Genomic DNA, 22,612 nt, shown 5'->3' on the forward strand with positions numbered 1-22,612 from the left:
ATGAGCCACTTTCTCGATCGCCTGACGTTCTTCAACCGCGTCGTTGACGAGTTTTCCAACGGCCACGGCGTGGTCACGCAAGAGGACCGCCGCTGGGAGGATGGCTATCGCAAGCGCTGGCAGCACGACAAGATCGTCCGCTCGACGCACGGCGCAAACTGTACCGGCTCGTGCTCGTGGAAGATCTATGTCAAAGGCGGGATCGTCACCTGGGAAACGCAGCAGACCGATTACCCGCGCACGCGTCCGGAACTGCCAAATCACGAGCCGCGCGGCTGCGCGAGAGGGGCCAGCTATTCCTGGTATCTCTATTCCGGTAATCGCGTGAAATATCCGCTGGTCCGCTCGCGGCTCCTAAAGCTGTGGCGCGACGCGCGAGCATCGCGGACACCCGTGGCTGCCTGGACCTCGATCGTGTCAGACCCGGAGAAGCGCGCGTCCTATACGAAGAAGCGCGGCCATGGTGGCTTCGTGCGCGCCACCTGGGACGAGGTGAACGAGATCATCGCCGCGGCCAACGCCTATACGGTGAAGACTCACGGCCCCGATCGAATCGCTGGCTTCTCGCCGATCCCCGCCATGTCGATGGTCTCCTATGCGGCCGGAGCCCGTTATCTGTCGCTGCTTGGGGGTGTGTGCCTCTCCTTCTACGACTGGTACTGCGATCTGCCGCCAGCTTCTCCGCAAACATGGGGCGAGCAGACCGACGTTCCGGAATCAGCCGATTGGTACAATTCCGGCTTCCTCATCCTCTGGGGCTCGAATGTGCCGCAGACGCGCACACCGGACGCTCACTTCTACACCGAGGCCCGCTACCGCGGCGCCAAGAGCGTCGTAATTTGCCCGGACTATTCGGAAGCGTCCAAGTTCGGAGACATGTGGATCTCGGTAAAGCAGGGAACCGACGCTGCTCTCGCCATGGCCATGGGACACGTCATCCTGCGCGAGTTCCACATCGACCGGCAGGCGACTTATTTCCGCGACTACGTGCGCCAATACACCGACATGCCGATGTTGGTCCGGCTGGTGAAAGACAACAAGGGCAAGCTTGTGCCGGAACGGCTCGTACGCGCTTCCGACTTCGCGGGTGGCCTCGGCGAGACGAACAACCCGGAATGGAAGACGGTCGGCTACGACGAAACCTCTGGCGAGATCGTGGTGCCGTCGGGCTCGGTCGGCTTCCGCTGGGGCGAGAAAGGCAAATGGAACCTCGAAGAAAAGGATGCGAACGGTCGTGATACGAAGCTACTGCTGACGCTGGCAGAGGCAAGGGACGATCTTGTCGACGTGGCCTTCCCCTACTTCGGCAACATCGAGCACGATCATTTCACCGGCACGGATCATCCGAGCGTTCTCGAACGCCGCGTTCCGGTCAAGAAGGTGCAGCTTGCCGATGGTGAAGCGCTCGTCGCCACCGTGTACGACCTGTTCGTTGCGAACTACGGAATCGATCGCGGTTTCGGCGGCGCTCACGTGACCGCCGACTACAACGAGAACGTCCCTTACACACCTGCCTGGGCCGAGACCATCACGGGGGTTCCGCGCGACCAGATCATCACCGTTGCGCGCGAATTTGCACGCAATGCCGAAAAGACTCGTGGCCGTTCCATGGTGATCATCGGAGCCGCGATGAACCACTGGTACCACATGGACATGAATTACCGCGGCGTCATCAACATGCTGGTGATGTGCGGATGCATCGGGCAATCCGGAGGTGGCTGGTCGCACTATGTCGGACAGGAGAAGCTTCGTCCGCAATCGGGATGGACGCCGCTCGCTTTCGGGCTCGATTGGGGCCGGCCGCCACGCCAGCAGAACGCCACCTCGTTCTTCTACGCCCACACTGACCAGTGGCGCTACGAGACTCTAGATGTGAAGGAGATACTGTCTCCGACGGCGCCTCCAGGGCCATGGGACGGCGCGATCATCGACTACAACGTGCGCGCCGAGCGGATGGGCTGGTTGCCCTCGGCTCCCCAACTCGAGCAGAATCCACTCTCGATCGCGGCCAAGGCTGCGTCCAATGGACAGGACGTCAAGGACTATGTTCCTCAGGCGCTTCTCTCTGGAGAGCTCAAGCTGTCTTGCGAGGATCCCGACAATCCGAAAAACTGGCCGCGCAACATGTTCGTCTGGCGCTCCAACCTGCTCGGCTCATCGGGCAAGGGTCACGAGTATTTTCTGAAGCACCTGCTCGGCACGTCTCACGGCGTATTGGGTAAGGATCTTGGCCAGGACGGGCGCCACAAGCCGCTCGAGGTCGCCTGGCACGATGACGCGCCGGAAGGGAAGCTCGATCTTCTCGTCACTCTCGACTTCCGCATGTCGACGACTTGCGTCTACTCCGACATCGTGTTGCCCACGGCGACCTGGTACGAGAAGAACGATCTCAACACCTCCGACATGCACCCCTTCATCCATCCGCTGACTGCTGCGGTAGATCCGGTTTGGGGGGCAAAGAGCGACTGGGAAATTTACAAGGGCATAGCCAAAGCGTTCTCCGAGGTCGCGCCCGAAGTGCTGGGGGTGGAGAAGGACGTCGTGCTCACACCCATCATGCACGACACGGCCGGCGAGATTGCGCAGGCACTCGACGTCAAGGACTGGAAACGCGGCGAGGTGGCGCTGATCCCCGGCAAGACCATGCCGCAGATCACAGTCATCGAGCGCGACTATCCGAACATCTACAAGCGCTTCACGTCGCTTGGGCCGCTCATGGACAAGCTGGGCAACGGCGGCAAGGGGATGGCTTGGAACACGCAGCACGAGGTCGAGTTCCTGCGACACCTCAACGGCGTCGTCACCGAACCCGGTCCAACCAAGGGACTGGCCCGCATCGACACCGATATCGACGCGGCGGAGGTTCTTCTGACCCTTGCGCCGGAAACCAACGGTGAGGTCGCGGTCAAGGCCTGGGCGTCGCTCGGCGACTTCACGGGGCTCGACCACACGCATCTCGCGATCCCGAAAGAGGACGAGAAGATCCGCTTCCGCGACGTCGTCGCCCAGCCGCGCAAGATCATCTCCTCGCCGATCTGGTCGGGCCTCGAGTCGGAGAAGGTCTGCTACAATGCCTGCTACACCAACGTCCACGAGCTGATCCCCTGGCGCACCCTTACCGGCCGCCAGCAGCTCTACCAGGATCACCTCTGGATGCGGGCATTTGGCGAGGGCTTCTGCGTCTACCGTCCGCCGATCGATACCAAGACCGTGCAGCCCGTGCTTGACCGCAAGCCAAACGGTCATACGCCCGTCGTGCTCAACTTCATCACGCCACATCAGAAGTGGGGCATCCACTCGACCTACACCGACAATCTCCTGATGCTGACGTTGTCGCGCGGCGGACCCATCGTCTGGATCAGCGAAGTCGATGCGAAGAAAGGCGGCATCGTCGATAACGATTGGATCGAGGCCTTCAACAGCAACGGCGCACTCGTCGCTCGCGCTGTCGTCTCCCAGCGGGTCAAGGAAGGCATGTGCATGATGTACCATGCACAGGAGAAGATCGTGAACGTGCCCGGCTCCGAGCAGACCAAGCAGCGCGGCGGCATCCACAATTCCGTGACACGCGCCGTGCTGAAGCCGACGCACATGATCGGGGGCTACGCCCAGCAATCCTACGGCTTCAACTACTACGGAACCGTGGGCTCGAACCGCGACGAGTTCGTCGCCGTGCGCAAGATGGCCGAGATCGACTGGCTCGACACACCGACTGCCGATCAGCCGAGCGCCCTTCCCAAAATCCCCACTGCGGAGGCAGCAGAATGAAAGTCCGCGCTCAAATCGCCATGGTGCTGAACCTCGACAAATGCATCGGGTGTCACACCTGCTCCGTCACCTGCAAGAACGTATGGACCAGCCGCGAAGGCATGGAATATGCGTGGTTCAATAATGTCGAGACCAAACCCGGCATCGGATACCCCAAGGACTGGGAAAACCAGGGTCGCTGGAACGGCGGGTGGGTCCGAAAGAAGAACGGCAAGATCGAGCCGCGCATCGGCTCGAAATGGCGGGTTCTCGCCAACATCTTCGCCAACCCGGATCTGCCCGAGATCGACGACTATTACGAGCCCTTCACCTTCGACTACGAGCACCTGCAGAAGGCGCCGGAGCTGCCGGCGTTCCCGACGGCGCGTCCTCGCTCGCTCATCACCGGCGAGCGCATGGAGAAGATCCAATGGGGCCCGAACTGGGAGGAAATCCTCGGCGGCGAGTTCGCGAAGCGCTCGGAAGACTACAATTTCGAAGGAGTCCAGAAGGACATCTATGGACAGTTCGAAAACACGTTCATGATGTATCTGCCGAGGCTGTGCGAGCACTGCCTCAATCCGACCTGCGTCGCGTCGTGCCCATCGGGCGCGATCTACAAGCGCGAGGAGGACGGCATCGTTCTTATCGACCAGGACAAGTGCCGCGGCTGGCGCATGTGCGTCTCAGGATGCCCGTATAAAAAGATCTACTACAACTGGTCGAGCGGAAAGTCGGAGAAGTGCATCTTCTGCTATCCGCGCATCGAGGCCGGGCAGCCGACAGTCTGTTCCGAAACCTGCGTAGGACGCATCCGCTACCTCGGCGTCGTCCTCTATGACGCCGACCGCATCGAGGAAGCGGCGAGCACACCCGACGAAAAGGATCTCTACGAGGCACAGCTTGGGGTCTTTCTCGATCCCAACGATCCTGAGGTCATCCGGCAGGCGCGCGCCGACGGCGTCCCCGACAATTGGCTCGAAGGCGCAAAGCGTTCGCCCATCTGGAAGATGGCGATGGAATGGAAGGTCGCTTTCCCGCTCCATCCTGAATACCGGACCCTTCCGATGGTCTGGTACGTGCCGCCGCTGTCGCCCATTCAGTCGGCTGCGGAGGCCGGCAAGATCGGCCACGACGGAGAGATGCCCGACGTTCGCAGCCTTCGCATTCCGCTCAAGTACCTCGCCAATCTGCTGACCGCCGGCAAGGAGGAGCCGGTGGCCCTGGGTCTCGAGCGCATGCTGGCCATGCGCGCCTACATGCGCGCCAAAACCATCGACGGCGTGATCGACGAGAGCATCGCGAGAAAGGTGGGGCTTACCGCTGCGCAGATCGACGAGATGTACCACGTGATGGCCATAGCCAATTACGAGGATCGCTTCGTCATTCCTACTGCGCACCGTGAACTCGGCGAGGATGCCTACGACATTCGAGGCTCATGCGGCTTCTCGTTCGGCAACGGCTGCTCGGACGGGCGAACGGAGCAGAGCCTCTTTGGCGTTCCTAAACGCGCCAAGACTCCGATGGAGGTTTCGTGATGAGATATACACTCAAGACGATTTCGGCCCTGCTGTCCTATCCCGACGCAGCGTTGCAGTCCGCACTTCCAGAATTGCAGGCCGCCGTCGAGACCGAGGGTCTGCTCCCAGAGGATGCCCGGCGTGCCCTCCGCGATTTCATGCAGGAGGTCGCGGAAGGCGATCTCTATGATCTGCAGGAGCGCTATGTGCTGCTGTTCGATCGTACGCGATCGCTCTCGCTCCATCTCTTCGAGCATGTTCACGGCGAGAGCCGCGACCGAGGCCAGGCCATGGTGGATCTCGCGGCGCTCTACGACAGGCACGATCTTGCCATCGGCACCTCGGAGCTTCCGGATTTCATTCCGCTGTTCCTGGAGTTTCTGTCCGCAATCCCGCAAACGGAAGCGCGCCAGCACCTGAGCGAAACCGTTCATATTCTGGAAGCGATCCGCCAGCGTCTCGAGAAACGCCAATCCAGCTACGCGTCCGTCTTCTCGGCCCTTCAGAGCCTGGCACAGGAACAGCCCGATGCGGAAGTCCTGAAGGCGATCCTGTCTGCACCCGATGACGATCCGAACGATCTTGTCGCGCTCGACGCAGCCTGGCTCGACGAGGAGGTCAAGTTCGGTCCGAGCTCCGATGCAGCCTGCGACACGGACGGACTGGCTGCAAAGATCCGCGCTGGACGCCGGCCCGCGCCGGACATGCCGGTGCAGCCAACGCTGCGGCCCGTCGTGACCCACACCCCATCAAACCGCGCTTGAGGAGGCGACAATGCGCGAGGCAATCAATTACGTCGTATTCGGTTGGTACCCCTACCTGTGTCTCACCGTGTTCCTGCTCGGGTCCTTGGCGCGTTTCGACCGCGAGCAATACACGTGGCGGTCGGGGTCAAGTCAGATGCTGCGCAAGCGTCAGCTTTCGTGGGGATCGAACCTGTTCCATGTCGGCATCCTGATCATCTTTGCCGGTCATTTCGTCGGCCTGCTGACGCCGATCTGGATATTCGATGGCCTCGGCATCTCGCACGAATTCAAGCAGATGATGGCTATCGTCGTCGGTGGTATCGCCGGTGTCGCGTGCTTCGTCGGCATGACATTGCTCGTACACCGGCGCCTGTTCGACTCGCGCATCAGGAAGACGTCATCCTTCGGCGATATCGCCGTGCTGCTCATGCTCTATGTCCAGCTCACGCTCGGCCTCGCCACCATTGTCGTCTCCCTCGATCATCTCGACGGCCACGAGATGGTGCGGTTCATGACGTGGGCGCAGGGCATTCTCACCTTACAGCCCGGCGTCTCAAGTCTGATCGCCGACGCGCATCCGATCTTCAAGGCGCACCTGTTCCTCGGCATGACCGTGTTTCTGGTTTTCCCATTCACGCGACTTGTCCACGTGTGGAGCGCGCCCGTCTGGTACCTCGGACGGCGCGGATATCAGGTCGTTCGCTCGCGCTCCGGCGCGAACGGACATCGGCCGGCTATGCCCCGGCCACGGCAACAACCTGCGGAGTGAACCATCATGGGATGCTCAGTCCAAACTGATCTCGTAACCGCACCTCGCAAGCGCGTCGCGGTCAACGGCCTCGCCATTGCTCACGACGTCATCTCGCGCGAGGCGCAGAACCACAAGGCGCCGACACCACTCGCAGCGTGGACAGCTGCGGCCCGGGCCCTCGTGGTCCGCGCGCTCTTGCTCAACGAGGCGCGGCGGCTCGGCATCGCGGCCGGGGCTTTGTCCGACGCACAGGGCCGCCGTGAGACCGAAGAAGAGGCTATGATCCGCACCCTCGTTGAACGGGAAGTGGCGACACCATTGGCGGATGCGGAGGCTTGCCTCCGCTACTACGAAAGCAATCGGCGCCGGTTCCGCTCAGCTGACATCTACGAAGCCGCGCATATCCTGTTCGCCGCCCGCAAGGACGAGCGCCTCTCCTTCGACAGGGCGCGTGCTGCGGCCGACGCAGCGCTCGAAATCCTGAAAAGCGAGCCGGGGCGCTTCGCCGAGCTGGCGCGGGTACATTCCGCCTGCCCATCGGGCTCCCAAGGCGGAAACCTTGGCCAGCTCACCGCGGGTCAGACTACACCCGAGTTTGAAGCCGCTCTCTCGGCTCTGGAGCCGGGCGCAATGACGGAGCGTCCGATCGAAACCCGCTACGGCTTTCACATCATCAAGCTGGAGCGCAAAATCGCTGGCAAGGAGCTTCCGTTCGAATTCGTGCAAGAGCGCATTGCGGACTACCTTGCCGATCGGGTTCACAGGATTGCGGTCGCGCAGTACGTCTCCCGCCTCGCCGCTCAGTCCGAAATCGAAGGCGTCGCACTGCCCACGCCAGCCGATCTGCGTGTGGCATAAGGAGGGATCATGCAGCTCGGCACACTCCTATCCCGCTTCGACGACCAGTCAGTTGTTCTCGAGATCTTGCTCGAGATGAATGATCTGGCCCTGATGTCCCGCGTACAGACCGCTGCGAAAGGCGCCGATACCGATGTCGGCGCCTGGGCGTATGACGCGGTCGGCCGTTTCATTGCCTCCGCGGGCGACGAGCAATGGCTCGGCCTGGTTTCGGTCGCAAGCAAAGCCTCCGATCCCGGAATGGCTGCGCTTCGGCGCATGCTCGAAGTCGTCCTGCAAGACAACAAGCACACGTGCCGAGACTGCAAACCCGCCATGGCCACGGGGTGACGCGAGTCATCATTGCACACGGAGCGGACACGCCCTAACCGCGCCAGGGCACGGCCAAGGCCGGTCCGTCAAGAGACAGGAGATCAATTGTGCGACGCGCGATCTGCTCAACGATGTCGGATATCGTAGCTGGAGCGAGATAGAAGGATGCTACGGGTGGCGCAACGATGGCGCCGTACTCCGTCACTGCCTGCATCGCACGCAAATGGCCGAGATGAAGGGGGCTCTCCCTCACGACGAGTACCAGGCGACGTCTCTCCTTGAGATGAACATCCGCCGCCCGTGTCAGAAGGTTGTCGGCTACCCCGGATGCGATGGCGGAGGTCGTCCGCATAGAGCAAGGGGCAATGATCATGCCCGCCGTCCGGAAAGAACCGCTGGCGATCGACGCCCCGATGTCGACGATTGAATGTCGATATGCGCACACCTGCTCGAGCGAACGCAACGCGTCCGGTCCGACCTCGTGAGCAAGTGTCCGCTCGGCCGCCTGTGAGACGACCAGATGGACCTCCAGTCCCCGAAGCTCAGCCAGAATTGCCCCGATCCGAACAGCAATGGCGGCGCCGGATGCTCCACTCACCCCCAGAACAACACGTTTTGCATCCATCAGCGATCTCCGGCGACACCTCGCTTCACGTCATCGCACAGTCCGAGACGCTCCCACATCTCGTTCACGCGCTCGACAACCTGAGCATCCATCGCGAGCACACGTCCCCATTCGCGATCCGTCTCCGTACCGATTTTTGTAGTGGCATCGATCCCGAGTTTGCCGCCAAGCCCCGACACCGGGGATGCGAAATCAAGATAGTCGATCGGCGTGCGATCGATCACCGTCAGGTCTCGGGATGGGTCCATGCGTGTTGCAAGCGCCCATGAGATGTCCCGCCAGTTGCGCACGTCGATGTCTTCGTCGACGACAACAATCACCTTTGTGTAGGAAAACTGCATGAGGAGGCTCCACAACGCCATCATCACGCGGCGTGCCTGACCAGCGTAGCGTTTGCGGATCGAGACGATCGCCATCCGATAGGAGCACGCATCGGGAGGAAGCCAGCAATCGACAATCTCGGGAAGATGCCGCCGCAGGATAGGTATGAAAAGCTCGTTCAGTGCCTGTCCAATGACCGATGGCTCATCGGGAGGACGCCCCGTGTAGGTCGAGAGATAGATTGGATCGTGACGACTGGTGATGGCGGTGACGCGCATCAGAGGGAACGACTCCACGGAATTGTAATAGCCGGTATGATCGCCAAACGGTCCCTCGGGTCTTGTTTCATGCGACGAGACGAACCCTTCTATGACGAACTCGGCATCGGCCGGCACCACCAGCGGCACGCTCACACAGCGCGCAAGCCTCGGACGTTCCCCCCGTAGAATGCCGGAGAAACGCAATTCGGAAATGACCTCGGGGAGCGGAAGTACCGCGGAGAGAATGGTTGCAGGATCGGCGCCGATCACCACAGCGACCGGCATATCGCGACCTTCGCTCGCCCACAGGCGATGATGAGCAGCGCCTCCGCGATGTGCCAACCACCGCAGAATGGCCTGGTCGGATCCAACCACCTGCATGCGATAGACGCCCGCATTGTAGTGTGAAATGGACTCCTCGTTCGGCGGACGCGTCAGCACCAGCGGCCACGTGACAAGCGGCCCCGGCTCGTCCGGCCAGCACACCTGGATAGGAAGCTTATCAAGCGCAATGTCCCGCCCGGTGTGCACCCTCTTTTGCACCACGGGATGGTTCACGAACGCTGGCCTCATGTTCAATGCCGCCTTGACCATGGGCCAGCGGGAAAGTGCGTCACGAAACCCATCGACCGGATCTGGTTCTCGTAGCGCGCCGAGAAGCTCGCCGAGACGGCGGATGTCGCCCTTCGCGATACCCAGTCCCCATGACACCCGCTCTACCGTGCCGAACAGATTGACGAGGATCGGAACGTCCGACTGCATGCCGTCCGCGCGAATGGGGCGTTCGAACAGAATGGCCGGTCCGCCCGCCTCGAGCACTCGTCTGTGTATTTCCGTTATCTCGTGCACAACCGAGACTGGCTCGCTGACACGTGCGAGCGCATTCTTCGCGTCGAGAAAGCTCAGAAAGGCGCGCAAATCGCGAAATTTCGGCAGTTCCCGCACCGAGGCCCCTCTCCACGTGCCGCTTGCGGATCACTAAGCACCGGCCTGTCCTGCGCGTATTTAACCTCGGTTAAGCGCACATCTCGCGGTTCCGTCTAAAACGGAAATCACGGGAGGCACCATGCTCCAGCGTACATCGCAACACGTTCTACGCTTGCCAGGTATCGTGGCATGGGTCGTACGCCCACTGCCCCTGCTGCCGTTGCAGGTTGCACTCGAGCGTCTTCTGGCCGGCATTCTTGAACGTCATCCCGATCTTGTCGACCGGCTCTCCGGATTTGAGCGCCGTCGCGTCGCGATCTGTCCCAGCGACGTCCCGGTCATCATCGTCTTAGAGCCTCGTGACGGCACCATGATTTTGCGGGTCGAGCGAATCCTCGACGGCGAAACCGTCGCGGCACGCATCTGCGGTCCGCTCTTCGCGCTGATAGGCCTCGTCGACGGCGACTACGACGGTGACGCCCTGTTCTTCTCGCGCGATCTCATCGTCGAAGGCGACATCGAGGCGGTGCTAGCGCTTCGCAATGCGGTCGACAATGCGGGTGTCGACCTCTTCGGAGAAGCCCTCGCGACATTAGGCCCTTATGCCATGCCCTTCAGCAGGGCCGCGCAAAGCATCGCGCACCTGTGGACCGCCCTTCACACCAACGCGAGACACAACCGAGAGGCTGCACAGTGACGGCCATTGACGCCCAATCGCTCGAGCTTGTCTGTCCAGCGGGGACACCGGCGGCTCTCCGGACGGCCATCGATGCGGGCGCGGACGCGGTCTATTGCGGTTTCCGCGACGAAACCAATGCCCGCAACTTTCCCGGTCTCAACTTCAGCCGTGACGAGATGCGGGCCTCGATCGACTACGCGCACGCGCGCGGCGCCAAAGTGCTGATCGCCATCAATACGTTCGCGCGGGCCGGCGATCCCGGGCCGTGGCGCCACGCCATAGACGACGCTTCAGCACTTGCGGCAGATGCCGTCATTCTCGCCGATATCGGGCTTCTCAGCTATGCGGCCCGGACTCATCCCGGCCTCCGGCTGCATTTGTCCGTACAGGCTGCGGCAGCCAGTTCCGCCGCCATCACCTACTATGAAAAGGCCTTCGGCGTGAAACGTGTCGTCCTCCCGCGCGTGCTAAGCTTGGCTGAGATCGCCCTGGTTACGCGCTCGATCTCTTGCGAAACCGAGACGTTTGCGTTTGGCGGCCTTTGCGTGATGACGGAAGGGCGGTGTTCGCTGTCTTCGTACGCAACCGGAAAATCGCCGAACATAAACGGCGTTTGCTCTCCAGCGAGCCATGTCAGCTATCGCGCGGATAGCGGCAGTCTCGTTTCTCGTCTCGGAGACTTCACGATCAACCGCTTCACCCCCGATCAACCTGTCGGCTATCCGACGCTCTGCAAGGGGCGCTTCAAGACGACCGTCGGAGAGGGCTACCTGTTCGAGGAGCCAGTCAGCCTCGACGCGCGCCCACTTCTGCCCGGATTGAAGAAGGCCGGCGTTCGAGCGATCAAGATCGAGGGACGGCAGCGCAGCCGCGCCTATATCAAGGCCGTTGTCAGCGCATTTCGAGAATCATTGGACGCCCTTAACGGTGGTCGGCCGGATCCCATCGACTCTCTTGCATTGATGACGGAAGGGCAAACCGTCACGGCAGGCGCCTACAAGAAAGCTTGGCGATGAGCCACGATTTAGGACTTCGGACATGTCTCGGATATCGCTGACCCTCGGGCCGGTGCTTTTCAACTGGTCGATCGACAGATGGAGCGATTTCTACGCGCGCATCGCCGATGAGGCTCCCATCGATATCGTCTACATCGGCGAGGTCGTTTGTTCGAAGCGCCAGCCGTTCTTCTCCGGGATGCTCCCGGACGTGATCGAGCGCCTCGAGCGGGGCGGCAAGAGCGTGATCTTGAGCTCGCTGGCGCTGCCCACTCTCGAGCGCGAGTTGAGATACTGCGCCGCGCTGGCCGATGCGTCGCAGATGGTGGAAGTCAATGACGTTTCCATGATCCCTTATCTCGACGGCCGGCCGCACGCCATCGGCCCCTTCATCAATGTCTATAACGAAGCCACCGCCTTGTTTCTGGCGGACGGTGGCGCGCGACGAATCGTACTTCCTCCCGAACTGCCGATGCCCTCGATTGCCGCCATCGCCGCCGCCGCGCCCGAAACCGATATCGAGGTGTGGGCATTCGGCCGTATTCCACTTGCGGTCTCGGCCCGCTGCTACCATGCGCGCCTGCACGGCCGGACCAAGGATTCTTGCCAATTCGTTTGCGAGAACGATCCGGATGGACTTCGCGTGGACACACTCGACGACGAGAAGTTCCTTGCCATCAACGGCGTGCAGACGCTCTCGCATTCCTACTGCAATCTGATCTGCGAAACGAGACAGCTCCGAGATATCGGCGTATCCGCTCTGCGGCTCTCACCGCAGACTTGCGACATGGTCGCGGTATCTCGCGTCTTCCGCGACGTTCTCGATGACCACTGCGATCCGGAACACGCCCTGCGCCTCCTGCGCACAATCGCTCCAGATACGGCATTTTCGAACGGCTTCGTGCACAACACCGACGGAGCGCTCTATGTCATGGAATGAGGCCATGCAGTGAGATGAAAATGCCCTCGATCACGGTAGTCGGCGCCGGCATTTCCGGCTTGTGGCAGGCCTATACTCTAGCTTACCGCGGCTACACCGTTCATCTCGTCGATCGCGCCAAAAATCCATTCAGCAAGGCGGCCAGCGCCTACGCTGGAGCCATGCTGGCGCCCTATTGCGAGCGAGAGACCGCTCCGCCCATCGTCCAGGATCTTGGCTTGCGATCGCTCGATATCTGGCGCGCGACGTTTTCTGGCGTCGTCAGCAATGGCACGCTGGTTGTGGCGCATCCCAGCGACCAAAGCGAGCTCATCCGATTTTCGCGTTTGACCGAGGGACATCAAACGATCAATTCCGAGGAGTTGGCGAATCTGGAGCCCGACCTCGCCAAGCGCTTCAGGACCGGGCTCTTCTATGCGGAGGAGGCACATGTAGAGCCGGCGGCGGCAGCTGGATTTCTTTTACGAACGATACGCCGTCTCGGAGCACGGATCACCTTCGACTACGACTGGTCCGATAGCGATGCGGATTACGTCATCGACTGCCGGGGGATGGGAGCGAGCCAAGATATCACGTCGCTTCGGGGCGTCCGGGGCGAACGGTTCATCATTCAAAACTCGGACATATCTCTCAAACGCCCCATTCGCTTTCTGCACCCGCGCACGCCGCTCTACGTTGTTCCCTGGGAGATGGGCACCTGCATGGTCGGCGCGACCGTTATCGAGAGCGACGAGAAAGGCCCCGTGACGTTGCGTTCGGCGCTCGATCTTCTCGCCACGGCCTATGCCATCCATCCCGCTTTCGGCGGCGCGCGCATCGTGGCAATCGATGCCGGTGTAAGGCCCGCTTTTCCCGATAACGTCCCAAGGGTTATCGTGCGCGGTCGGCAGATCATCGTGAATGGCCTTTACCGGCATGGATTTCTGCTTGCTCCGGCCCTGGCAGAGCTGGTCGCTGACTATCTCGCGGGCAGTGTCGTCCTCAGTCCCCTCATTGCCGAGGAGTGATATGCATTCAAGGGTAACGCGTCGTCGGCGTGAGCTCTTTCAGTATGCGCCGGATCCGCGCTGAGCCCCCGTTCGCATACGCGCTGTGAACCTGGACAAGCGCCGCTCCGGCGTTTATCCGCGCGCGTACGTCATCGGCCGATCTGACATCACCAACGGAAATGACCACAAGCCCGTCGAGGTAGGTCGAGATCGCACCGATGCGGCTCAAACAGTTGGAGACCAGAACGATCCCATCGAGGCCGCTCACGCGCGCGGCCATAATCGCGGCTGGGAAGTTCGTTCCATGCGATCCCGCCGCGAGTTTGAGAAGCAGCGGCACACGACGTCCAACGACCGCGGATAGCACATCTCGCACCGCGCTGAGGCGCTTCACGAGCTTCTCAATACCCGGCATATCGCCGTCCCGATGTAGCGCCGGGGCACTGAGGTTCGCGACGACGTAGTCGGAGAGACCGACCACCTGCCTTAACGTCGTCGTGTAATCTTCGATCACCTGTTCGCTGAGCCCAGGCAGCGCGCTGCCGATATTGGCTCCGACAATCGTTCCGGACATGGATCGCCCGAGTGAACCCGCGAGCCGCGTTTCCTGCGTGATGGTGCCAACCTCCACATGCCCGAACCCGTGCGAGCAAAGCGACGGTACCAGCTCTCCCGTCCGGTCGACTCCGGCCGCCAGGCCCAGTGGATTCGCAAATGCGAGACCCATCACGCTCACCGATCGGTTTGCCACCGAACCAGCCGCCGTCGACCAGGAGATCTGGCCACCAGGATGATTGCGCCTCTTACCTCGTGCGCGCATCGCTAACCTCTCCGGCGCTTGAAATCGGACATAAAGCTGACGAGCGCGTCTACGGCGTCCTCGGCAACTGCGTTGTATAGCGACGCACGGAGCCCCCCCACCTCGGGATGGCCACGCAGGTGGCAAAGTCCTGTCGCCTGCGCTTCCTCGGCGAATGTCAGATCGAGTGCAGGATCAGGAAGTCGAAAGCAGATGCTGATCGACGAGCGGTGCCGTGGCGATGCTCGGCAACTGTAGAACCCGCCGCTCTCGTCAATTGCTGCATAGAGCTTGGCACTCTTCACCTTGTTCCTTGCCGCAGCAGCCGCAAGCCCACCGTGTTCGCGAAGCCACGCCAGCATTCTTCCGGCCACGAGGACGGCGAACGTCGGCGGCGTATTGACTCGGGAATTGGACTTGTCCTGGCGCGCATAGTCGAAAGGCGCCGGTGTCCCGCTGCGAGCGCGGTCAAGGAGCTCCTGCCGCACGATTACGATCGTGAGTCCCGCCGCACCGAGGTTCTTCTGAGCGCTCGCATAGATCAATCCGAAGCGTTCCACGGGGATCGGACGCGTCAGGAAATCGGCCGTCATGTCGGCGACCAGTGGAGCGGCAACGTCCTCGGGATAGGATTGGAATTGCAAGCCGTCGACGGTCTCGTTCGTGGTGTAGTGACAGTAGGCGGCGTTTGGAGACCGGTCCCATGTCGAGGGCTCCGGAAGCGCGCTCTCGCTGCCAAGGGCGATCACACGCGGGTTGCAGTATGGTGACGCCGCTTCGAACGCACGTCGCGACCAATACCCACTCTGCACATAGTCGCAATTGTTCTTGTCTCCCAGAAGGTTCATGGGAAGTAACGAAAATTGCGCCGACGCTCCGCCCTGGAGAAAGAGCACACGGTACGACTCCGGAAGATCGAGTAGAGCCCTGAGATCGTGCTCGGCAGACGCCGCGATGTCGGCGAACTCCTTCCCGGTAAACGGCAGCTCCAGCGCCGAAACTCCTGAGCTGCGCCACTCGCCAATATCGTCACGGAGAGCCGCCAGAACATCATCAGGCAGCTTGGAGGCGGCCGAAGAGAAACTGACAACCTTCACGGGCCAACCTCTGTCTTCAGCCGAATAGGAGAATGCCGTGCGCACCGCCAATCATGAGCAGAAGCGTGATCGCGGAGAGCACGGTATTGATGCGCGAGGACACGAACGTGATGCGAGAACACCGCAGACGCTCCTCGGTCGAGGCCGGAATGAAGCCCAGGACCTTCTTTTGGTGCGGCCACAGCACGAACCACAGGTTCGCCACCATGAGCGTTCCGAACCACGCACCCAGACCGATGGTGCCGGAAGCTCCGGATAGCGTGAGCGCATCGATCACGTCGCCGCGACGCCACAGCATGTAGAGGCCAGTCATCAGAACGACCAGAGACGCATGACGAAAGATGCCATGCTCGCGTTTGGACGCCCCGATGAAGACCGCGCGTGCCGCCTCCGGTGGATCGGCCGGCAGTACGCGCCGAAACACCGGCGTCTGGACCACGTTCACCCAGTTGTGTCCGACCCAGATGATCACGCCTGCGACGTGAAGAAGCCGTGCCGCAATATCGATCCCGCCGAGTTCCATTTGTTCCCCGGTTGAGCGTCAAATGACGTCCGTTCGTCTCGGATAACCGCCTTCGCGCATGATCAATGGCTTGGAGCCGCAGCTCTCGCGCTTCTCCGCGCCGCTGATCAGATCGTCGATAAGGTGTCGGTTGGGAGACTTGGCGCAGACAGGATCCGTGTTCGAGGCATCCCCCGTCAGCAAGAAGGCCTGACATCGACAACCGCCGAAGTCCTTCTCCCTTTCGCTGCAGCTCCGGCAAGGCTCCTTCATCCAGGTGTCGCCGCGGAACTGGTTGAAGCCGGGTGACGTATTCCAGATCCAATCCAGCCCGTGCTCGCGGACGTTCGGAAAATCGATGCCCTTGATGAGGCGTGCTTCCTGGCAGGGCAACGCCGTGCCGTCGGGCGCAATCGTCAAATGAATCGAACCCCAGCCGTTCATGCAGGCCTTGGGACGTTGGTCGTGATAGTCCGGAACGACAAAGTAGATCGTCAGCTTCTTGCCCAGACGCTCGCGAGCCGCGTTGACCTGCGCCTCCGATCGCGCGAGTTGCTCGCGCGTCGGCAGCAGCTCGGCACGATTCAAAAGCGCCCAATTGTAGTATTGCAGGTTTGCAAACTCGACATATTCGACACCGAGATCCGCCGCGAGTTCGATGAACGCTTCGGTCTGATCGATGTTGTAGCGGCTTACCGGCACATTCAGGACCATAGGGAAGCCCTCGGCCTTGATCGTGCGTGCGATCGAAATCTTGTGGTCGAACACATCGAGCCCAACGAGCTTCTCGTTCAGCTCCTGATCGCAGGCCTGAAGACTGAGCTGAATCTGCTTCAACCCCGCCTTTTTGAGCGCACGAAGCCGCTTCGGGTTCAACCCTACGCCAGATGTGATCAGGTTCGTGTAGTAGCCGAGCCTATCAGCCTCTTCGACAAGCTCCTCCAGATCGCGCCGAAGCATCGGCTCGCCGCCGCTGAACCCGAGCTGCAGCGAACCGAGGCGACGCCCCTCCCGCAATACCGACTTCCACTCCTGCGTCGTCAGCTCGTTGCGATAACGGTCGAAGTCGACCGGATTGCTGCACCACGGGCATTTGAGCGGGCACTTGTACGTCAGCTCAATTACGAGCCAGAGCGGCATGCCCAAGCCGTCAAGACTTAACCCGGATCCAGCCTTTGGCATGGGCGACCTCCAGAAACTTGAGAACCTCTGCGCTGAGATCGCGCCGTCGATATCGGCGTGAGAGCTCTTCGGTTCCGGCCGCGATGGACGACGAACCCGTGCACGCCTCCAGGATCGCGGCGGCCGTCTGATTCAGCTTCACGATGCCTTCGGGGTAGAGGAGCACATGCGCCTGTTGCGGCTCTTCCCATCGGAAGTGGTAGTTTGGATTGAGCTCGACCACATCATCGGGGCTGATCCGCCTCTCAATTTCCATGCGCTCCTCCCGAATACGGCACCGTTTTCGGCCTATCCCCCGTCAGCGAACGTACACGTAGGCGGTCACTTCAAAGCCAAGACGCACGTCGCAGTAGGCGGGCGCGACCCAAGTGAGCGTGACGTTTTCTTCAAGACAGGCGGGAGTGAGGGATGTCATCGGGCTTTCCTCCTTTTATCGTATGAAAGGTCGTTGCGACCCCATGCGCACTATCCCCGCAGGCCCGCTGCGGCCTTTTGACTTTTGTTAAATCGACGGGTGCGCTTAGCGCGGAAACTGGACGCGCTCACGGTCAAGTGATGACCTGCGCTACTCGCGCGGGACAATAGCCAGCCTTTGTCTAGGTCTAGGCCTCGTCTTCGGGTGCATATTCGACGAAGCTAAGGAGACGTCCAATATCGGCGATGTTGACGGTTCCGCGCTCGACCGTCACGCCGTGCGCACGCAGATGGGCAAGTGCGCGCGAGAAGCTCTCAGGCTTCATTCCGAGCCGGTTGGCGAGAAGTCCCTTCTCGAACGGAAGCTCTATGACGGCCGTGCCTTTTCGGACTTGCGTCAGGCGGACCATGAAATCCGCAATCCTTTGCGGGGCCGAGCGCACTTTAATCTGCTCAATCTGCTCAACCAGGAACTTGAGCTGATAGGACGCCGAGGCCAGCATCGACATGGCCAACGCCGGACGCTCCTCAATACGGCTGCGAAAGGCCGTGCCCTCCACCCTGAGCAGGCGCGATGCAGCTACAGTCTCGCCGCTAGCTGGATAGCGCCCCCCGAGGAATATGGCGGCTTCCGCAAACGTCTCGCCGCGCGTGAAGACGTGCAGCACCACCTCAAGACCGTCCGGCGTCGTTCGATAGATCTTCACCCATCCATCGAGAACGATAAAAAACGCGGCCGCGGGTTCACCCTGCAGAAAAAGGGTAGCCCCCTTTTCGTATTGGCGCGGCATCGTATTTCCGACGAGCACCTGCGCCGTTTGTAGTGGCATCGCACCAAAAAGCGGGGTGGACTTGACGATATCCCAATCAGCAGGGTCCATGACTGAGCCTAGATGTCGGCTTCATCCGAGTTCCTTCTTGCGCCGCCCCGCGCCGATCCAACTTGACGCAAGACAAGTCGCAGCCACGCCTTTTTGCCACAGCTCAATGTCGCCCGTTGGCGTTCAAGCGAAATTCCGCCCAACGCAGATCACCTCGATCAAATTCGTTTGATCGATCGACGCCTGCGATCACCACAGCCTCGGGTGCCATGCGGCGTCTCTCATAAGCCGTGGCGCTGAAGCACGGTCTCGATGTCAGCCACGCTGCGAATTTCCATCATCTCATCCATGGAAAGACGAATGGAGAACGCCATTTCCAGCTCGCGTACCAGAGCGATGTGCTGAAGCGAGTCCCATCTCGAGATATCTTCCGGAGAGGTCGTCCGCGTAAGGGGACCGGTGTACTGAAACACGTCAGCGAATATCGATATGATCTCCGGATAGGACACAGTCGTCTCAGATGCACTTGCGTCCATTTATATCTCCCAGCTTGCCGTCACAAAGGTCGAAGCCGGCTCATCGCTGGCGTCGCGAACAAACAGCCACGTGGTTCTGCCTGCGTCCGTGCTTGTCTGCGTGAAGCCACAGGACGCGTAGAAATCCCGCACCATGGCGTTCTTCGGAGTTGGAACAAATTCTCCGCGAACGCGGCGTATGCCGCGCCGCGCGAGCGCACGCAGCAGCTCGCCCACAAATGCCCGCTCGATCTCGCGGCCGATCACGCGGCAGCTCATGACAAGCGTGCGAATAATCGCCTCTCCAGCATCGATATCAACCGTGGCGGCAACAACGAGACCATGATCTCCGAACTTGTCGATCACACGGCCCTGCACCGCGATGCCGCTAGCCTCGTCGTTCATGTACCGCGCAATGTCGGATTCCGTCAGACGCAGCGTCGTCAAATTGAACTGATTAGTCCGCTGATGCATCTGCGCTGCACGCGCCGCGGTCTTGCTGCTCACGAAGCTCAAGACCAGATTCTGCTCGAGGCCCGCGAGAAACTGATCGATGCTCGCGGCACCTACCTTGGCCTTCCGTGCCTCTCGCTCGACGGCATAGAGCGTCGCACGTGTTTCATCCTCGGCCGTAATACGGACGGGCCAGGTCGCTGCGAGCCGCCGAAGCCAAATCGGCCGTTCGGCAGGATCCGAAGGCATCTCCGGAACCATCACCTCCGGACATAGCCGCCGCATCGCTTCGCGCTCGTGCGGGCTGTCGTCGATGAACAGGAAGGTGTCCAGTCCGAGATTGAGATCGGCTGCGAGCTTGCGGATATTTTCGGGCTTCGGCTGCCAGTTGATAGCCGTGGCTGAGAAATCGTCCGCTCGAAGCACCATGCCCGGATGCTGCTCGAACACGGAAATGGCATCGGCGTTGTTCTTGCTCAACGCAACCAGCAGCAGCCCCTGCCCTTTCAGCCTCAAGCATTCCTTTTGGAGGGCTTGATACGCGTTGCCCGGAAAATCATGGCTGCAGGCAAGCCGCTCCGGACCGTCGTCGCTGTATACGCCGCCCCACAGCGTGTTGTCGAAATCGACGGCCAATACCTTCGCCCGGCCCCGCCCCTGCAGCTGCCAAGCTTCCGCGAACGCCCGAGCCATGAGCCGCGTGGCATCGGCAGAGTACGCGATCCTGCCGTAATACCAGAGCTTGGGATCGGCCTGCTCTTGCACGGAGATCGAGGAGAGCGCTTGGTCGGCGTCGATGACGACGATGCGGCTCGATCGCTCCGCTGCGTCGAAGATGCGCGCGTTCAATATGTCGACTGCACGCCGAAGTCCTGTGGCATGGCTGCGATCCAAAAAGCCCGCCGTTGGCGCGGACGGCACCGGGAGGGTGTTGATCAGCAACGGCACATGAGTCCGGGTGGAAAATGCTTCTAACGCATTCGCCAAGACTTCCGCTTCCGCAACGAGCCGATTTTCCAAGTCATGCGATCCAAGTCGCCAATCCCGCGGTAAAAGGCTTTCGAAGTCGAGCAACACGACAAGTGCATCGACGTCCGTTGGCGGGGTTATGAGATCCGACAGTGCGCTCCCGTAAAGGCCTTCCGCGATCTCAGCCCTCACGCCCTCCACTGCAAACGCCGGGCGAATTGCCTCGATCAATGTCCAAGTCGTGGAAGATCCAGAGACGTGAAGCCTCGCGGCTGGCAGTTGCGCAACATGAGTCTCGAGAAGATCGCCAATTTGATTGAGAATGTGCGGCATGCGATGATAGTGCGCCAACGCCAGACGAAGCGCTTCCTCGTCCCAACTCAGGGCCATGAGCCTCCGCAGCAACGCGCCTACAACCGCGGGATCAATATCGGGGTCGTAGGCTAAAGTGGCGATGGCGCCGGAAACCGCCTCGCGTTCGTTCCACTCACCGGACGCGGCATTGAGGCGGTTCAGCACCGCCAGACTTGCAGTTAGCGTCTGAGCCGAGCCGGCATCCAATTTGTGGCCCGCCAGAAGCAGGGCCTTCGAAAGCCATCGCGGAACCGATAGACCTGCCTCGGCGAGCGACAACAACAACAAACTAACCTTCGGCGGCGGGACCTTGGACCAGTCGATGGCCGGCAGAATGACGCGCTGGCGCAGGCATTCCGGCGCCGCCGCAATGACCGCATCGACGATTTCGCCAATTTTGTCCTCCGTCGCCAGCGCAAGCCCCGGCCGACCTGCACCTGCTCCGCTTTGCCAATAGGATGATGCTGATGACATCCACTTCTCCTCAGTGCATGTGCTCGCCGCCCGTGACGAGCAGGTTCTCGCCGGTGATAAAGCCGGCATAGGGAGAGGCGAGCATCAACGCTGCGCCAGCCACATCCTCCGGCGTCGCCAGACGGCGCAAGGGCGTCCGCGAAATCGTCATCTCCCGCATGCGATCCGGAACGTTGGCCACCAGATCGGTCTCGACCAGGGACGGCGAGATCATGTTCACCGTAATTCCGTCCGGCCCGAGTTCCTGCGCCAGGTTTTTGCTCATCGCCAGCAGAGCGCTCTTGGCTGCGACGTATGGCAGCCAGTTGTGGGCGGTCCGACCGAGGGCGGCGGAGGACAGCACCATAATGACCTTGCCTCGATTAGCCTTCAAAGCAGGCAGCGCCGCCTGCGTGACGCGGAAGGCGCTCCCGACGATATGGTCGTAGGCAGTGGCAAGGTCGCTCCAACTAAGCCGCGTGAAGGGAGCGGACAGGATTTTGGGACCCGCGCTGTTGACGAGAATATCGAGGCCACCATCGGCCGTGACCTGCTCGATCATTTGCCTGACATCCACCTCTCGCGTGACGTCGGCTTGGACTGTCCGGCAATGCCCCCCGGCTTCGACAATCTCCCGCGCAATGGCATCTGCTGCGGTCTGGCTCTTGTGATAATTGACCCAGACCTTTGCGCCATGCTGTCCGAAAAGGCGCGCCACCGCCCTGCCAATGCCGCGCGACGCCCCGCTGACGAGCGCGACGCGTCCTTCGAGAAGACGCGATGACACTACTGGAATTGCTGGCCGCTCCTGCTCGGCGAAGCGAAGAACCTTCACTGTCGCCACTCCGCGCATGACGCAACTACCGTCGGATCGCAGGATTTCCGTCCGAAGCGTGACGAGGCGCGTATCCCGATCGATCTTCTCGACCGTCGCGCGCGCCTCGACGGTGTCTCCGATGAAAACCGGCTTCGTAAACTCGATACCCTGGGAGACATAAAGCGCTCCGCGTCCGGGCAGCTTCATTCCCACCAAGGTCGAGAGAAGGCTCGCGTGAAGGAAGCCGTGCACGACACGCTGACCGAACTCGGTGCGTGCGGCAAATTCATCATCGACGTGGAGTGCATTGTGGTCACCGGACAAGCGCGCGAACGCGGCCACGTCCTCGGCCGTGATCGTGCGGAACAAGCTCTCAGCCTGTCCAATCCTCAGCTCCAGAATTCGGTCTGATCCGCTGGAAGTCATTGTTGGTGCCCAATCCGGCTGCTCTGCCCTGCAAAGGCGATAGCCAACACCATCCGATGCAGATTTGACTTCTGTTAAGTGGCCAAGCGGGCAGCACTGCTAGAGCCGAAGTGTCACGCCAAACCAGGCTCGCACTCCGG

At 61.1% G+C, this 22,612-nt stretch carries 22 protein-coding genes; 10 read left to right on the plus strand and 12 right to left on the minus strand.

Annotated elements, in window-relative coordinates; all coding sequences use genetic code 11:
• From RCO24_RS05850 to RCO24_RS05875, 6 genes are read left to right on the plus strand one after another with little or no spacing between them, the layout of a single operon-like run.
• Positions 1-3,768, plus strand: coding sequence for a nitrate reductase subunit alpha (locus tag RCO24_RS05850; protein WP_308960587.1), 3,768 nt, complete (start codon positions 1-3; stop codon positions 3,766-3,768).
• Complete coding sequence (gene narH / locus RCO24_RS05855; RefSeq protein WP_308960589.1) at positions 3,765-5,285, plus strand: nitrate reductase subunit beta; 1,521 nt, start codon at positions 3,765-3,767, stop codon at positions 5,283-5,285. Before RCO24_RS05850 ends, narH begins: the two co-directional genes overlap by 4 nt.
• Positions 5,285-6,031 carry a nitrate reductase molybdenum cofactor assembly chaperone gene (gene narJ, locus RCO24_RS05860; RefSeq protein ID WP_308960590.1) on the plus strand — a complete coding sequence of 249 codons (747 nt, stop codon included), beginning with the start codon at positions 5,285-5,287 and terminating at the stop codon, positions 6,029-6,031. The genes narH and narJ overlap by 1 nt, the downstream gene beginning before the upstream one ends.
• Positions 6,032-6,041: 10 nt before the next feature.
• Positions 6,042-6,782, plus strand: a complete 741-nt coding sequence (gene narI, locus RCO24_RS05865) for a respiratory nitrate reductase subunit gamma (RefSeq protein WP_308960592.1) — start codon at positions 6,042-6,044, stop codon at positions 6,780-6,782.
• A gap of 6 nt (positions 6,783-6,788) precedes the next feature.
• Positions 6,789-7,622: a peptidylprolyl isomerase gene (locus RCO24_RS05870; RefSeq protein ID WP_308960593.1), complete on the plus strand. Its 834-nt coding sequence runs from the start codon at positions 6,789-6,791 to the stop codon at positions 7,620-7,622.
• 9 nt (positions 7,623-7,631) lie between these two features.
• Complete coding sequence (locus RCO24_RS05875) at positions 7,632-7,952, plus strand: hypothetical protein (protein WP_308960595.1); 321 nt, start codon at positions 7,632-7,634, stop codon at positions 7,950-7,952.
• Between the two features lie 34 nt (positions 7,953-7,986).
• Here RCO24_RS05875 and RCO24_RS05880 read toward each other — a convergent pair whose 3' ends face one another.
• Both RCO24_RS05880 and RCO24_RS05885 read right to left on the minus strand, forming a co-directional pair.
• Positions 7,987-8,559 (minus strand): UbiX family flavin prenyltransferase, encoded by a 573-nt coding sequence (locus RCO24_RS05880; RefSeq protein WP_308960596.1) that lies wholly within the window; start codon positions 8,557-8,559, stop codon positions 7,987-7,989.
• Positions 8,559-10,085 (minus strand): UbiD family decarboxylase, encoded by a 1,527-nt coding sequence (locus RCO24_RS05885; RefSeq protein ID WP_308960598.1) that lies wholly within the window; start codon positions 10,083-10,085, stop codon positions 8,559-8,561. Before RCO24_RS05885 ends, RCO24_RS05880 begins: the two co-directional genes overlap by 1 nt.
• A gap of 121 nt (positions 10,086-10,206) precedes the next feature.
• Between RCO24_RS05885 and RCO24_RS05890 the strand changes: the two genes are divergently transcribed.
• The 4 genes from RCO24_RS05890 to RCO24_RS05905 are packed head-to-tail and all read left to right on the plus strand — an operon-like array spanning position 10,207 to position 13,688.
• On the plus strand, positions 10,207-10,764 hold the full coding sequence (locus RCO24_RS05890) for an SCP2 sterol-binding domain-containing protein (protein WP_308960599.1): 558 nt from the start codon (positions 10,207-10,209) through the stop codon (positions 10,762-10,764).
• Positions 10,761-11,762: a peptidase U32 family protein gene (locus RCO24_RS05895; protein WP_308960601.1), complete on the plus strand. Its 1,002-nt coding sequence runs from the start codon at positions 10,761-10,763 to the stop codon at positions 11,760-11,762. The genes RCO24_RS05890 and RCO24_RS05895 overlap by 4 nt, the downstream gene beginning before the upstream one ends.
• 22 nt (positions 11,763-11,784) lie before the next feature.
• A complete protein-coding gene (locus RCO24_RS05900) occupies positions 11,785-12,681 on the plus strand; it encodes a U32 family peptidase (RefSeq protein WP_308960603.1) in 897 nt (298 codons plus the stop codon).
• A gap of 20 nt (positions 12,682-12,701) precedes the next feature.
• A complete protein-coding gene (locus tag RCO24_RS05905; protein ID WP_308960605.1) occupies positions 12,702-13,688 on the plus strand; it encodes an FAD-dependent oxidoreductase in 987 nt (328 codons plus the stop codon).
• Between the two features lie 7 nt (positions 13,689-13,695).
• Here RCO24_RS05905 and RCO24_RS05910 read toward each other — a convergent pair whose 3' ends face one another.
• The 10 genes from RCO24_RS05910 to RCO24_RS05955 all read right to left on the minus strand — a co-directional run bounded on the left by RCO24_RS05910 (position 13,696) and on the right by RCO24_RS05955 (position 22,472).
• Positions 13,696-14,490 carry a dihydroorotate oxidase gene (locus RCO24_RS05910; protein WP_308960606.1) on the minus strand — a complete coding sequence of 265 codons (795 nt, stop codon included), beginning with the start codon at positions 14,488-14,490 and terminating at the stop codon, positions 13,696-13,698.
• Positions 14,491-14,492: 2 nt separating this feature from the next.
• On the minus strand, positions 14,493-15,566 hold the full coding sequence (gene serC / locus RCO24_RS05915) for a 3-phosphoserine/phosphohydroxythreonine transaminase (protein ID WP_308960607.1): 1,074 nt from the start codon (positions 15,564-15,566) through the stop codon (positions 14,493-14,495).
• A 16-nt stretch (positions 15,567-15,582) separates the two neighbouring features.
• Positions 15,583-16,089, minus strand: coding sequence for a hypothetical protein (locus tag RCO24_RS05920; RefSeq protein WP_308960609.1), 507 nt, complete (start codon positions 16,087-16,089; stop codon positions 15,583-15,585).
• A gap of 18 nt (positions 16,090-16,107) precedes the next feature.
• Entirely contained in the window at positions 16,108-17,250 is a 1,143-nt protein-coding gene (gene pqqE, locus RCO24_RS05925; protein WP_308960611.1) for a pyrroloquinoline quinone biosynthesis protein PqqE, read from the minus strand.
• A complete protein-coding gene (gene pqqD / locus RCO24_RS05930) occupies positions 17,219-17,506 on the minus strand; it encodes a pyrroloquinoline quinone biosynthesis peptide chaperone PqqD (RefSeq protein ID WP_308960613.1) in 288 nt (95 codons plus the stop codon). The genes pqqE and pqqD overlap by 32 nt, the downstream gene beginning before the upstream one ends.
• 42 nt (positions 17,507-17,548) lie before the next feature.
• Positions 17,549-17,665: a pyrroloquinoline quinone precursor peptide PqqA gene (gene pqqA, locus RCO24_RS05935; protein WP_308960615.1), complete on the minus strand. Its 117-nt coding sequence runs from the start codon at positions 17,663-17,665 to the stop codon at positions 17,549-17,551.
• A 187-nt stretch (positions 17,666-17,852) separates the two neighbouring features.
• Entirely contained in the window at positions 17,853-18,545 is a 693-nt protein-coding gene (locus tag RCO24_RS05940) for a Crp/Fnr family transcriptional regulator (RefSeq protein WP_308960617.1), read from the minus strand.
• Between the two features lie 221 nt (positions 18,546-18,766).
• Positions 18,767-19,021, minus strand: a complete 255-nt coding sequence (locus RCO24_RS05945) for an acyl carrier protein (RefSeq protein ID WP_308960618.1) — start codon at positions 19,019-19,021, stop codon at positions 18,767-18,769.
• On the minus strand, positions 19,022-21,250 hold the full coding sequence (locus RCO24_RS05950) for an HAD-IIIC family phosphatase (RefSeq protein ID WP_308960620.1): 2,229 nt from the start codon (positions 21,248-21,250) through the stop codon (positions 19,022-19,024).
• Between the two features lie 10 nt (positions 21,251-21,260).
• On the minus strand, positions 21,261-22,472 hold the full coding sequence (locus RCO24_RS05955) for an SDR family oxidoreductase (RefSeq protein ID WP_308960622.1): 1,212 nt from the start codon (positions 22,470-22,472) through the stop codon (positions 21,261-21,263).
• Positions 22,473-22,612: the final 140 nt, after the last annotated feature.

The sequence above is a fragment of the Hyphomicrobium sp. LHD-15 genome (genome assembly GCF_031157355.1).
In the GTDB taxonomy this organism is placed as follows: domain Bacteria; phylum Pseudomonadota; class Alphaproteobacteria; order Rhizobiales; family Hyphomicrobiaceae; genus Hyphomicrobium_C.

What these genes read in the sequence shown, in the direction of transcription:
- RCO24_RS05920 (WP_308960609.1), bottom strand. Translation starts at nt 16,089, where the DNA reads ATGGAACTCGGCGGGATCGATATTGCGGCACGGCTTCTTCACGTCGCA.
- RCO24_RS05890 (WP_308960599.1), top strand. Translation starts at nt 10,207, where the DNA reads ATGCTCCAGCGTACATCGCAACACGTTCTACGCTTGCCAGGTATCGTG.
- RCO24_RS05880 (WP_308960596.1), bottom strand. Translation starts at nt 8,559, where the DNA reads ATGGATGCAAAACGTGTTGTTCTGGGGGTGAGTGGAGCATCCGGCGCC.
- RCO24_RS05945 (WP_308960618.1), bottom strand. Translation starts at nt 19,021, where the DNA reads ATGGACGCAAGTGCATCTGAGACGACTGTGTCCTATCCGGAGATCATA.
- narH (WP_308960589.1), top strand. Translation starts at nt 3,765, where the DNA reads ATGAAAGTCCGCGCTCAAATCGCCATGGTGCTGAACCTCGACAAATGC.
- narJ (WP_308960590.1), top strand. Translation starts at nt 5,285, where the DNA reads ATGAGATATACACTCAAGACGATTTCGGCCCTGCTGTCCTATCCCGAC.
- RCO24_RS05950 (WP_308960620.1), bottom strand. Translation starts at nt 21,250, where the DNA reads ATGTCATCAGCATCATCCTATTGGCAAAGCGGAGCAGGTGCAGGTCGG.
- narI (WP_308960592.1), top strand. Translation starts at nt 6,042, where the DNA reads ATGCGCGAGGCAATCAATTACGTCGTATTCGGTTGGTACCCCTACCTG.
- RCO24_RS05940 (WP_308960617.1), bottom strand. Translation starts at nt 18,545, where the DNA reads ATGGACCCTGCTGATTGGGATATCGTCAAGTCCACCCCGCTTTTTGGT.
- RCO24_RS05910 (WP_308960606.1), bottom strand. Translation starts at nt 14,490, where the DNA reads ATGCGCGCACGAGGTAAGAGGCGCAATCATCCTGGTGGCCAGATCTCC.
- pqqE (WP_308960611.1), bottom strand. Translation starts at nt 17,250, where the DNA reads ATGCCAAAGGCTGGATCCGGGTTAAGTCTTGACGGCTTGGGCATGCCG.
- RCO24_RS05955 (WP_308960622.1), bottom strand. Translation starts at nt 22,472, where the DNA reads ATGACTTCCAGCGGATCAGACCGAATTCTGGAGCTGAGGATTGGACAG.
- RCO24_RS05875 (WP_308960595.1), top strand. Translation starts at nt 7,632, where the DNA reads ATGCAGCTCGGCACACTCCTATCCCGCTTCGACGACCAGTCAGTTGTT.
- RCO24_RS05850 (WP_308960587.1), top strand. Translation starts at nt 1, where the DNA reads ATGAGCCACTTTCTCGATCGCCTGACGTTCTTCAACCGCGTCGTTGAC.
- RCO24_RS05905 (WP_308960605.1), top strand. Translation starts at nt 12,702, where the DNA reads ATGCCCTCGATCACGGTAGTCGGCGCCGGCATTTCCGGCTTGTGGCAG.
- RCO24_RS05900 (WP_308960603.1), top strand. Translation starts at nt 11,785, where the DNA reads ATGTCTCGGATATCGCTGACCCTCGGGCCGGTGCTTTTCAACTGGTCG.
- RCO24_RS05870 (WP_308960593.1), top strand. Translation starts at nt 6,789, where the DNA reads ATGGGATGCTCAGTCCAAACTGATCTCGTAACCGCACCTCGCAAGCGC.
- pqqA (WP_308960615.1), bottom strand. Translation starts at nt 17,665, where the DNA reads ATGACATCCCTCACTCCCGCCTGTCTTGAAGAAAACGTCACGCTCACT.
- pqqD (WP_308960613.1), bottom strand. Translation starts at nt 17,506, where the DNA reads ATGGAAATTGAGAGGCGGATCAGCCCCGATGATGTGGTCGAGCTCAAT.